Source organism: Enterobacter sp. BIDMC 29 (genome assembly GCF_019378755.1).
Lineage (GTDB): Bacteria > Pseudomonadota > Gammaproteobacteria > Enterobacterales > Enterobacteriaceae > Enterobacter > Enterobacter ludwigii.
Genome location: NZ_CP080000.1, coordinates 2,975,603 through 2,988,113 on the forward strand (window position 1 = coordinate 2,975,603; position 12,511 = coordinate 2,988,113).

Here is a 12,511-nt window from a genome sequence, read left to right on the forward strand (position 1 = left end):
GTCATGCTCCATCGGTGCTTTGAGCGCCAATCGCTGCCATAAACCGCGCAGTAATTTGCTGTGGACGGGTGATGGCCCCGCCGACAACGACCATAAAGGCACCAAGTTCCAGGCACCTCGCCGCCCGCTCAGGTATGTCGACGTTGCCTTCGGCCACCACGGGAATGTCGACGGCAGACAGCACCTCTTTCAGAAACGCGCAGTCATTGTCCGGTAGCGCATGGCCTGCGGTTTCTGCCGTATAACCGTAAAGCGTGGTCCCCACACAATCAAAACCCAGCGCCTGCGCCGTCACGGCCTCTTCTGTTGTGGAAATATCCGCCATCAGGCGTACCGACGGGTACCGCGTGCGGATATGCGCGACCAGCGTCGCCAGGTCTTCGCCGCCAGGGCGCTGTCGCGCAGTCGCATCCAGGGCAATGATTTCCGGAGAAACCGTCATCAGCTCATCCACCTCTTTCATCGTGGCGGTGATAAACACCTCACTATCCGGATAATCGCGTTTGATGATGCCGATAACCGGCAGAGCCACCTGCTGCTTGATGGCTTCGATATCCACCACGCTATTGGCACGGATCGCTGCCGCACCACCCTGCGCGGCGGCCAGCGCCATTCGTGACATAATAAACGCGCTATGCAGAGGTTCATTCTCCAGCGCCTGGCAGGAGACGACCAGTTTTCCCTTCAGGTTATCCAGTACAGTTTTCATTACGATAAGATCTCTTCCACTTCGTTTTTAATAATCGTGACATGCGGCCCATAAATGACCTGAACACCGTTGCCGCGGACGATAACGCCGCGCGCGCCGGTCGCTTTCAGCGCCGATTCATTCACTTTGCTGCCATCCTTCACCGTGACGCGAAGACGCGTCGCGCAGCAGTCCACCTCTTCGAGATTGTCTTTGCCACCTAACCCGGCGATCACCGCAACGGCACGCTCGCTCTGCGAAAAGGTCACTTCATCCGCCATCGCCTCTTTCTCACTCCCCGGCGTGGCAAAATCAAAGCGATTAATCAGATAGCGGAACGTAAAGTAGTAGAGGAAGAACCACGGCACCCCTACCAGCGGCACGAACATCCAGTGGGTTTTGGCCTCGCCCTGGAGAATGCCGAACAGCACGAAGTCGATAAAACCGCCTGAGAAGGTTTGCCCGATAGTGATATGTAAAATATGGGCGAGCATAAACGCCAGCCCGTCAAACAGGGCGTGAATGACGTACAGCACAGGAGCAACAAAAAGGAATGAGAACTCAATAGGTTCAGTAATCCCCGTCAGGAACGAGGTCAATGCCGCCGAAAGTAACAGCCCCGCGACGCGTTTTTTGTTCTCCGGTTTTGCCGTGTGGTACATCGCGAGGCAGGCCCCCAGCAGACCAAACATCATCGTGATGAAGCGTCCGGACATGAAACGCGACGTGCCTTCATAAAACTGGCGTGTTGTCGGGTCAGCAAGCTGGGCGAAGAAGATCCGCTGCGTACCTTCGACAAGCTGACCGTTAACGATCTCGCTGCCGCCAAGCGCGGTCGTCCAGAAGGGAAGATAGAAGATGTGGTGTAAACCAAACGGCCCGAGCATGCGCAAAATGAAACCGTACAGCATCGTTCCCAGATAACCGGTGGCATCCACAAGCCCGCCCAGACCGAAGATCAGCTTCTGGAAATGCGGCCAGATGACGGTCATTAATGCCCCGACAAGTATTGCCGCCAGCGAGCTGACGATCGGTACAAAACGTGAACCGCCAAAGAAACCCAGGAACTGCGGAAGCGCGATCTTATTGAACCGATGATGTAACGCGCAGGTCACAAGCCCGATGACGACGCCACCAAATACGCCGGTTTCCAGCGTCTGGATCCCCAGCGTCATTCCCTGCCCTACGGCACCCGGGTTCTCAAGCGCCAGTTTTCCGGTCAGGATCAGCAGCGCATTGATGGTGGCATTCATCACCAGAAAAGCGAGCAATGCCGCCAGCCCTGCGGTTCCTTTATCATTTTTTGCCAGCCCGACGGCGACCCCGACAGCAAACAGCACCGAGAGGTTGGCGAACACAATCGAACCGGCACTGCTCATAATGGTAAAGATGGCCTGCAGCCACGCAACATCTAAAAACGGGTAGGCCGTGAGGGTATTGGGATTTGATAACGCGCCTCCAATCCCCAGCAACAAACCCGCCGCGGGCAAGACGGCGATGGGCAACATAAATGATTTGCCAAAGCGCTGCGCTTTCTCAAACCATCCGCCAGAAGAAGCCCCACTGAACATTTGCATCATTTTTTCATCCCCTCGTGTATAGATGAAAATTTTTACCACATTAATTATTGATAGTGAAAATTATCATCAATAACCAGGATGACGATCATACTTTTTCGAAATGACTGGCATCTTTCCCCCGCTTTCCGCCACACTAGTCGACAGAAGAATGCATTAAGGATCTCGCATGTCAGACCATGAAAACCTGCTGCTGAAGCTACGCCAGGAGGCTTCCGGGTACAGCCCAACGCAACGAAAACTGGGAGAGTTTGTCCTCAACGATCCTGCCCGGGTGCTTTACCTGACGATCACTGAGCTGGCGCGCGAAAGTCATACCAGCGAAGCCAGCGTGACGCGTCTTTGCCGCACGCTGGGCTGTAAGGGGTACACGGAATTCAAAATGGCACTTGCGCTGGACATTCAGCAGGGTCAGCCAGAGCGTCAGGCCGGGGATGAAATTGATAGTGTGGTGGAAGAGTCTGTACAGGCTCTGCAGGATACCGCCAGACTGCTCGACAGAGCGCTGCTGGAAAAGGCGGCGCAGGCACTGCATCAGGCGCAGTCAGTCCAGATTTATGGGGTCGCTGCCAGTGCGATCCTCGGCGAGTATCTGCATTATAAGCTGTTGCGCCTGGGCAAACCTGTGCAGCTCTTCAGCGATATGCACCGTGCAGCCATGAATGCGACCACCCTCTCTAAAGCGTCGCTGGTGGTAGCCATCTCCAGTTCAGGCTCAACACGGGATTTACTTCACGTCGTAAAACTTGCGCGCAAACGTGGCGTCCCCGTGCTGGCGCTCAGCAATACGCCGCGTAGCCCGCTGGCGTCCCTTAGCGATATGCTACTGGTTGCAGCCAAACCCGAGGGGCCGCTTAGCGCAGGCGCACTCAATGCCAAAGTGGGTGTTATGCTGCTGGTCGAGTTGCTTACCCACTCCCTTATTGCAATAGACGGTCATTACGGCGAGGTCAGCCAACAAACCGCCAGCGCAACGCTTCCGCTGTTGCTGTAGAAAACCTTCGCAGGCTATATATCAATAGCCTGCGAGTTTGTTATTTTGAGTGTTCTTAAGCATCCGTTAAATTATTTACCGCATCAATGAATGATGTTACAAAGTATTTTTATAATTACATTTTGACTTAATATCATCACGACACAGGAAGCACATTAATAATATATAAATCAGTAATTTAAAATAAATATCTTTATAAATTGAATTTTCTTCCCTCCTGCAATGTCCAATCTCACCCCCTGAATTCCTTACCTTAAAATAAGCTTAAGAAACGGTAAGGCTGGCCATTTTTTTATTTAAACGCCGTTTACTTTCGCCCGCCTACAATCCGCCTCATCAATCATAATGAGACGGTATCAATGAAAACCTTACTGATTACAGGCGTGACCGGATTTCTGGGTGGTGCAGTACTTGAAAAAATCCTGACCGGCGAGAGCGCCGTAAATTTACTTCTGCTTGCGCGCGCCAGCGACCCGCAAGGTGGGCTGGCGCGAGTGCAGGAGAATATGCGTAAGTTCAACGTGCCTGAGCATGCACTGGCCTCGCTGAGCGTGGAGAATATCCTCATTGGCGATCTCAGCCAGCCGGAAGCCTTCCTGAACGATCCGCGTCTTGAACAGGTGACGCATGTCGTTAACTGCGCGGCCGTCGCGTCATTTGGCAACAATCCGCTTATCTGGAAGGTGAACGTCGAGGGAACCCTGGCGCTGGCGCGCCGCATGGAACGGGTGTCGACCCTACAGCGCTTCCTGCACGTTGGCACGGCGATGTCCTGCACGCCGGAGCAGGATTCGCTGGTCGCCGAAAGTGCAGAATTCAGAGAGAACACCGAGCATCTGGTGGAATATACCTATTCGAAATCCACCATTGAACAGCTGATGCGCCAGCACTGTCCTGGCCTGCCGCTGCTCATCGCCCGCCCGTCCATCGTCGTCGGCCATACCCGTCACGGCTGCACACCTTCAAGCAGTATTTTCTGGGTCTTTAGCATGGGGTTAATGCTGCAAAAATTCATGTGTTCGATGGAAGACAAAATCGATGTCGTTCCGGTGGATTATTGTGCCGACGCGCTGTTAATGCTGCTTACCAGTGACGCACGTTCAGGGGAAGTGGTACATATTTCTGCCGGGGAAGAGAACAGCGTTCGCTTTGCTGATATTGATAAGGCAATGGCGCAGGCGCTGGAGAAAGCCCCTGTCGGAGATCGATACGCTCAGGTGAGTTACGAAACGCTGGTCAGAATGCGCCGCGAACTGAAGGATATTTTTGGGCCGTGCAACGAGCGCCTGATGCTGAAAGCAATGCGTTTATACGGTGCTTTTGCCACACTCAACGTGCGCTTCAGCAATGATAAGCTGCTTAGCATGGGCATGCCTAAGCCACCCCGCTTTACGGACTATATTGCCCGCTGCGTGCAAACCACTCAGGGGCTGACCATTCCGGAACAAATGGCGGTCGATTTTAAATAGCCAAAAAAAATGCCAGTCTTGCGACTGGCATTTTCCTTTTAAGGCTTAGCGATTATGCCTGACCTTTGATCTCTTTACGACCGTTGTATGGTGCTTTTTCGCCCAGAGCTTCTTCGATACGAATCAGCTGGTTGTATTTAGCAACACGGTCAGAACGGCTCATAGAACCGGTCTTGATCTGGCCAGCCGCGGTACCAACAGCCAGGTCAGCGATGGTAGCGTCTTCAGTTTCGCCAGAACGGTGAGAGATAACAGCGGTGTAGCCAGCGTCTTTCGCCATTTTGATCGCAGCCAGCGTTTCGGTCAGAGAACCGATCTGGTTGAATTTGATCAGGATGGAGTTAACGATGCCTTTCTCGATGCCTTCTTTCAGGATCTTGGTGTTGGTTACGAACAGGTCGTCACCCACCAGCTGGATTTTGTCGCCCAGTACTTTAGTCTGGTATGCGAAGCCATCCCAGTCAGACTCGTCCAGACCGTCTTCGATAGAAACGATTGGGTACTGTTTGGTCAGGTCTTCCAGGAAGTGAGTGAACTCTTCAGAGGTGAACGCTTTGTTGCCTTCGCCAGCCAGAACGTATTTACCGTCTTTGTAGAATTCAGACGCTGCACAGTCCATCGCCAGAGTGATGTCTTTGCCCAGCTCGTAGCCTGCTGCTTTAACCGCTTCAGCGATAACAGCCAGTGCTTCTGCGTTAGAACCCAGGTTTGGCGCATAGCCACCTTCGTCACCAACAGCCGTGTTCATACCTTTAGCTTTCAGAACTTTAGCCAGGTTGTGGAACACTTCAGAACCCATACGTACTGCTTCTTTCAGGGATTTCGCGCCAACTGGCTGAATCATAAATTCCTGAATATCAACGTTGTTGTCTGCGTGCTCACCACCGTTGATGATGTTCATCATCGGTACAGGCATGGAGTATTTGCCTGGAGTGCCGTTCAGTTCAGCGATGTGTTCGAACAGTGGCATACCTTTAGCAGCCGCTGCAGCTTTGGCGTTCGCCAGGGAAACGGCCAGGATTGCGTTAGCACCGAAGTTAGATTTGTTTTCAGTACCGTCCAGATCGATCATGATCTTGTCGATGCCAGCCTGGTCTTTAGCGTCTTTGCCAATGATTGCCTGAGCAATAGGGCCGTTTACGGCGCCAACAGCTTTCAGTACGCCTTTGCCCATGAAACGGGATTTGTCGCCATCGCGCAGTTCCAGCGCTTCGCGGGAACCAGTAGAAGCACCTGACGGAGCAGCTGCCATACCGACGAAACCACCTTCCAGGTGAACTTCGGCTTCAACGGTCGGGTTACCACGGGAGTCGATGATTTCACGACCGATGACTTTAACGATTTTGGACATTAGATTTTCCTCAGTACAAGTTAAACTAAAACTCCAGACAAACAACGCGTACCAGGGGTACGCGTTGCCGTTCTAACTTTTTTTACTTCGCCTGACGCTTCTGGTAATCGCTGGCGGCTTTCACAAAGCCTGCAAACAGCGGATGCCCGTCACGTGGCGTTGAAGTAAATTCCGGGTGGAACTGGCAGGCGACAAACCACGGATGGTTTGGCACTTCGATGATCTCGACTAACTGATCATCCCCGGAGCGGCCCGCAACACGCAGACCCGCAGCTTCAATTTGTTTCAACAACATGTTGTTGACTTCATAGCGGTGACGATGACGTTCGGTGATAACCGGCTCGCCATACAGCTTGCGAACGACGCTATCGTCGGACAGCTGGCAGGCCTGTGCGCCAAGACGCATCGTGCCACCCAGGTCGCTCTTCTCGGTACGGACTTCGACGTTACCTTCTTCGTCGCGCCATTCAGTGATAAGCGCCACGACAGGGTACTTACAGTCTGGCACAAATTCCGTAGAGTTCGCGTTTTCCATTCCCGCTACGTTGCGCGCAAATTCGATCAGCGCAACCTGCATACCCAGGCAGATACCGAGGTATGGAATATTGTTTTCACGCGCATAGCGTGCGGTGGCGATCTTGCCTTCTACACCACGGTAGCCGAAGCCGCCAGGGATGAGGATCGCATCCAGATCTTTCAGAATTTCAACGCCACGCGTTTCAACATCCTGCGAATCAATCAGCTTGATGTTAACGGAGACGCGGTTCTTCAGACCACCGTGTTTCAGCGCTTCGATAACTGACTTATAGGCATCTGGCAGTTCAATGTACTTGCCAACCATGCCGATAGTCACTTCGCCAGCCGGATTCGCTTCTTCGTAAATAACCTGTTCCCATTCAGACAGGTTAGCTTCCGGACAGTTCAAGCTGAATCGTTTACAAATATAATCGTCCAGGCCCTGTGATTTCAACAGGCCCGGGATTTTATAAATGGAATCGACATCTTTCATTGAAATAACGGCTTTTTCCGGCACGTTACAGAACAATGCAATTTTCGCGCGTTCGTTCGCCGGAACCGCGCGATCGGAACGGCAAACCAGGATGTCTGGCTGAATACCGATGGAGAGCAACTCTTTAACGGAGTGCTGAGTAGGTTTGGTTTTCACTTCACCTGCGGCTGCCATGTAAGGCACCAGCGTCAGGTGCATGAACAGCGCGTTTTCACGGCCAATATCAACCGCCAGCTGACGAATCGCTTCCAGGAATGGCAGGGATTCGATATCACCCACGGTACCGCCGATTTCAACCAGCACCACGTCGTGGCCTTCGCCGCCCGCAATAATGCGTTCTTTGATAGCGTTAGTGATGTGTGGGATAACCTGAACGGTAGCACCAAGATAATCACCACGGCGCTCTTTACGCAGAACGTCGGAGTAGATACGGCCTGTCGTGAAGTTGTTACGACGGGTCATTTTAGTGCGGATGAAACGCTCGTAGTGGCCAAGATCCAGATCGGTTTCAGCGCCGTCTTCAGTAACGAACACTTCCCCGTGTTGGATTGGACTCATGGTGCCCGGATCGACGTTGATGTACGGATCCAGTTTCATCATGGTCACATTGAGGCCACGGGCTTCAAGAATGGCTGCGAGGGAGGCTGCGGCAATGCCTTTACCCAGAGAGGATACGACCCCGCCGGTCACAAAAATATAGTTCGTTGTCATGCTGAACCTGAGAAGTTAGGGTGAAACGATGGAATAACCAAGACGGGAAAGTAGTATACCCGAACACGGCGAGCGCCACAAACTTTCATTCTCCGTCTCCTGTCCAGCCAATGACAAACATAAGGAGTGAGAAAATAGCCCCTTTTGGGTAAATGTTTTTGACGCAAATCAAGCGCTTGTCATTTAAAAAATCACACAAATTGCGCTTGATCGCAAAATTTCGTTAGAGATCAGTTTCCTGGCGTTTTACTTCTTGCCAGACTTCTTCCATCGCATCGAGGTCAATTCCGCTCATTTCCAGGCCGCGCGAGGCCACAATCCGCTCAACTTCGCGAAAGCGTCGTTCGAACTTAATGTTGGCTTTTTGCAGGGCGGTTTCCGCTTTTACACCCAGATGGCGAGAAAGGTTGACGGTCGCGAACAGCAAATCGCCCATCTCTTCTTCAAGCTTTGCTTCATCTACCACGGCCTGTTGCGCTTCGTGCATCACTTCGTCGATCTCTTCATGCACTTTTTCCAACACCGGGCCAAGTGACGTCCAGTCAAAGCCAACCGCGGAGCAGCGTTTCTGAATTTTATGCGCGCGCATCAGCGCAGGCAGGTTCAGGGGGATGTCATCCAGTGCCGAGTGCTGGGATTTCTCCGCGCGCTCGGCGCTTTTAATCTGTTCCCAGCGCGCCAGCACTTCCGCGCTATCGCCTGCGGTGGCATCGCTAAAGATATGCGGATGGCGACGTTCCAGTTTGTCGCTGATGGCAGCGCAGATGTCGTCGAAGTTAAAACGCCCCTCTTCCTGCGCCATTTGCGCATAGAACACCACCTGGAACAGCAGGTCACCCAGTTCGCCACGCAGGTCGTCAAAATCCTCGCGTGAAATGGCGTCCAGCACTTCATAGGTCTCTTCGAGGGTGTACGGGGCGATGGTGGCGAAAGTCTGCTCTTTGTCCCACGGGCAGCCGTTTTCCGGATCGCGCAGGCGTTTCATGATGCCAAGCAGGCGGTCGATTTGGTTCATAATTCTGTCCTGATTAAAAATAAATGCCGGGTAAAGGCTACGCCTTACCCGGCTTACAGAAAGGTGGGCTTACCCGCCGTGCAGACGACGTGCGTCAATCACATCCGGGACCTGGTTCAGTTTGCCAAGCACACGGCCCAGCACCTGCAGGTTGTAGATTTCGATGGTCATATCGATGGTGGCAAGCTGCTCGCGCGTATCGCTGCGGCTGGCCACGCCCAGCACGTTGACCTTCTCGTTCGCGAGAATGGTCGTAATATCACGCAGCAGGCCGCTGCGGTCATTTGCGGTGACGCGAACCACCAGCGAGTACCCCGCCGAGTAGCTCTCGCCCCAGACCGCTTCCACAATACGTTCCGGTGCATGCGACTGCAGCTCGGCAAGCTGGTCGCAGTCTGAACGGTGAATGGAAATCCCGCGTCCCTGAGTGATAAAGCCAACGATATCATCACCCGGGATTGGCTGGCAGCAGCGGGCAATGTGGTGCATCAGATTACCCACCCCTTCCACCACAACGCGGCCATTGTCTTTGCTGCGCTGCTGTGGCGCATAGGTTTTCTGCTGCAGCTGCTTCAGCGCCGCCGCATCCTGCTCCGCCGCGCTTGGCTTGTTGAACTGCGCCTGCAGGAAGTTCACCATCTGATTAAGACGGATATCACCGCCGCCAATCGCCGCCAGCAGTTCATCCAGCTCGTTGAAGTTGTAGCGCGGCAGCAGGAATTTCTCGGCCTCTTTCAGGCTTATGCCGATATGTTCCAGCTCGTCGTCGAGGATCTGGCGACCGGCAAGAATGTTCTTGTCACGATCCTGCTTACGGAACCAGGCGTGAATTTTTGAGCGCCCGCGGCTGGTGGTGACATAACCCAGGTTCGGGTTAAGCCAGTCACGGCTCGGGTTAGGCTGCTTCTGCGTGATGATTTCAATCTGGTCGCCCATCTGCAGCTGATAGGTAAACGGTACGATACGCCCGCCGATTTTCGCCCCAATACAGCGGTGCCCCACATCACTGTGGATGTGATAGGCAAAGTCCAGCGGCGTGGAGCCTGCTGGCAGGTCGACCACGTCACCTTTCGGCGTAAAGACGTAGACCCGGTCGTCAAAGACCTGGCTTCGCACTTCATCCAGCATTTCGCCGGAATCCGCCATCTCTTCCTGCCACGCAATCAGCTTACGCAGCCAGGCAATGCGGTCTTCATGACCAGAGCGCACGCCACCTGACGTCCCCTCTTTGTATTTCCAGTGCGCCGCGACGCCAAGCTCAGCGTCCTCGTGCATCTGTTTGGTACGAATTTGAATCTCGACCGTTTTGCCGCCAGGCCCCAGCACCACGGTATGAATAGACTGATAGCCGTTAGGTTTCGGGTTCGCGACATAGTCATCGAATTCATCCGGAAGATGGCGGAAGTGAGTATGTACTATCCCTAACGCGGCGTAGCAATCCTGCAGACGCTCCGCAACAATGCGCACGGCGCGCACGTCAAACAGCTCATCAAAGGCAAGATGTTTCTTCTGCATTTTGCGCCAGATGCTGTAGATGTGCTTGGGTCGACCATAGACTTCGGCCCGCACATTCTCTTCTTTCATCGACTGGCGCAATCCGCTGACGAACTCCTCAATATAGTGCTCGCGGTCAATGCGGCGCTCGTGCAGGAGTTTTGCAATCCGCTTATATTCTGCCGGATGCAGGTAACGGAAGCAGTAATCCTCCAGCTCCCATTTCAGTTGACCAATCCCTAAGCGGTTCGCCAGCGGTGCATAGATGTTCGTACACTCTTTCGCGGCCAGTACGCGCTCGTCTTCCGGCGCATCTTTTACTTCGCGCAGGTGGGCAACGCGTTCAGCGAGCTTGATGACCACGCAGCGGAAATCGTCCACCATGGCCAGCAGCATCCGGCGAACGTTATCAACTTGCTCCGAGGAGACGGAATCGGTATGTGCGGCTTTGAGCTGGCGGATTGCCGCCATATCCCGTACGCCGTGGATCAACGACACGACGGATTGCCCGACGCTGTCGCGCAGCACGTCTTCAGTGACGACATCCGCATCGGCAAGAGGGAACAAAAGCGCGGCCTGCAGCGTTTCGATATCCATGTTGAGCATGGATAAGATTTCAACCATCTCCACGCCGCGCCACAATAACAGTTCGGCGTCAGGATGCCCCAGAGTGGTGCGCTGACAGTAGGCCCAGGTTTCGGTTAAGCGTTCACACGACTGCTGGCTGGAAATCCCCAGACTTGCTATCCATTTTTGTGGGTCAAACTCCCCAGCTTTATTAAGATGTGCACTTCTTACCGCAACCATTGTCCTCTCCTTTAGGGACCAGGGCCTGTCGAAGTCGACAAGCCAAACTAATTAGATGTGCTCAAACAACACCATCGATTCCAGATGCCCAGTGTGCGGGAACATGTCCAGCATTGCCAGACGCTGAATCTGGTAACCCGCACGGATTAATGCCTCACTGTCTCGGGCAAGCGTTGCCGGGTTACAGGAAACATAGACCACGCGCCTGGGCGCGAGTTTAATTATATGTTGCATTACACCCGGTGCACCTGAGCGCGCCGGGTCGAGAAGAATTTTGTCAAACCCCTGCGTCGCCCACGGCTGCTGTGTCACATCTTCCTCAAGATTTTGGTGAAAGAATGTCACATTTTGCAAGCCGTTCTGTCGTGCGTTCTCCTGCCCTTTAGCTACCAGCGCCTCAACGCCTTCGACACCCACAACGCTTGCCGCCTGCCGGGCCAAAGGCAGCGTGAAATTGCCCATTCCGCAGAACAGGTCAAGTACCCGATCGCTCTTCTGCACATCGAGCCACATCAGCGCTTTTTCAATCATTTGCTGATTGACGCCATCATTTACCTGAATGAAATCGCGCGGACTGAACGTTAAGCGTAGCCCGTTTGACGCATACCAGGGCGCTTCACCTGTCAGTTGCTCAAGTATCTCGCTTTGGGGGGCAAGGAAAAGCGCCAGCTCGTGGGAATGCGAAAAGCGTTCCAGTTTTTCGCGATCTTTTGTCGACAGCGGCGCGGTGTGGCGCAGCACCATCAGCGGGCCATTGTTGGCCATGACCAGTTCGACGTGCCCGAGGTGACGAACGCCGTCCAGTCCGCAGAGGCAGGCGTGCACGTCAGGAAGCAATGCTTCAAGACGGGGCACCAAAATGGGGCACTGCCTGATATCGACGATATCGCTGGAGCTGGCTTTGCGAAACCCCATCTCCAGCCGCTCAGTTTTTGGCTGATAGTTCAGGCTCAAACGCGCGCGACGACGATAGCCCCAGGGCTGGTCGGCGATGATCTCGTTGACGTCGTGCTTAAGCAGGCGGGCCAGGGCGCTGCTTTTACTTTTTTGCTGTAATTCTGTGCTGACATGCTGTTGCTGGCAGCCACCGCAGACGCCAAAATGCGGGCAGCGAGGCTTCACGCGGTCCGGGCTATCGTTATGACGCTGCTTAACCTGCCCGCGTGCAAACTGGCGTTTATCTTCCGTCAGCGTAATTTCTGCTCGTTCTGTTGGCAGTAAACCTGTTATAAACAGTGTCTTACCATTATGACGCGCAACCCCCTGGCCAAAGGGATCGAGGTCAGTGGCTTCAACAGTTATGATCTGACGCGTCGTCACGCGTCGCTTTGCAGAGTAGAATTGCGCCATCGCCGAGATTTTTCTCACATAAACATAATTATCCTAATTGTCCCAT

General features: G+C 53.7%; 9 protein-coding genes. 2 read left to right on the forward strand and 7 right to left on the reverse strand.

The window, feature by feature from the left end; genetic code table 11:
- Position 1 precedes the first annotated feature (1 nt).
- Both JTA15_RS12965 and JTA15_RS12970 read right to left on the reverse strand, forming a co-directional pair.
- On the reverse strand, positions 2–709 hold the full coding sequence (locus JTA15_RS12965; RefSeq protein ID WP_073396485.1) for an N-acetylmannosamine-6-phosphate 2-epimerase: 708 nt from the start codon (positions 707–709) through the stop codon (positions 2–4).
- Complete coding sequence (locus tag JTA15_RS12970; protein WP_219372376.1) at positions 709–2,268, reverse strand: maltose/glucose-specific PTS transporter subunit IIC; 1,560 nt, start codon at positions 2,266–2,268, stop codon at positions 709–711. Before JTA15_RS12970 ends, JTA15_RS12965 begins: the two co-directional genes overlap by 1 nt.
- A gap of 166 nt (positions 2,269–2,434) precedes the next feature.
- Between JTA15_RS12970 and JTA15_RS12975 the strand changes: the two genes are divergently transcribed.
- Positions 2,435–3,259, forward strand: a complete 825-nt coding sequence (locus tag JTA15_RS12975) for a MurR/RpiR family transcriptional regulator (RefSeq protein WP_020883807.1) — start codon at positions 2,435–2,437, stop codon at positions 3,257–3,259.
- A gap of 359 nt (positions 3,260–3,618) precedes the next feature.
- Positions 3,619–4,728, forward strand: coding sequence for an SDR family oxidoreductase (locus tag JTA15_RS12980; protein ID WP_219372377.1), 1,110 nt, complete (start codon positions 3,619–3,621; stop codon positions 4,726–4,728).
- Between the two features lie 52 nt (positions 4,729–4,780).
- Here the strand turns inward: JTA15_RS12980 and eno are convergent, their stop codons facing one another.
- The 5 genes from eno to rlmD form a co-directional block, all read right to left on the reverse strand.
- Entirely contained in the window at positions 4,781–6,079 is a 1,299-nt protein-coding gene (eno, locus tag JTA15_RS12985) for a phosphopyruvate hydratase (RefSeq protein WP_014885045.1), read from the reverse strand.
- Between the two features lie 82 nt (positions 6,080–6,161).
- Positions 6,162–7,799 carry a glutamine hydrolyzing CTP synthase gene (pyrG, locus tag JTA15_RS12990; RefSeq protein WP_014171412.1) on the reverse strand — a complete coding sequence of 546 codons (1,638 nt, stop codon included), beginning with the start codon at positions 7,797–7,799 and terminating at the stop codon, positions 6,162–6,164.
- 223 nt (positions 7,800–8,022) lie between these two features.
- The gene (gene mazG / locus JTA15_RS12995; protein ID WP_078774219.1) at positions 8,023–8,814 is read right to left on the reverse strand and encodes a nucleoside triphosphate pyrophosphohydrolase; all 792 of its coding nucleotides are present in this window, start codon (positions 8,812–8,814) and stop codon (positions 8,023–8,025) included.
- Between the two features lie 69 nt (positions 8,815–8,883).
- A complete protein-coding gene (relA, locus tag JTA15_RS13000; protein ID WP_219372378.1) occupies positions 8,884–11,115 on the reverse strand; it encodes a GTP diphosphokinase in 2,232 nt (743 codons plus the stop codon).
- A 51-nt stretch (positions 11,116–11,166) separates the two neighbouring features.
- Positions 11,167–12,465 carry a 23S rRNA (uracil(1939)-C(5))-methyltransferase RlmD gene (gene rlmD / locus JTA15_RS13005; RefSeq protein WP_134179504.1) on the reverse strand — a complete coding sequence of 433 codons (1,299 nt, stop codon included), beginning with the start codon at positions 12,463–12,465 and terminating at the stop codon, positions 11,167–11,169.
- Positions 12,466–12,511 lie beyond the last annotated feature (46 nt).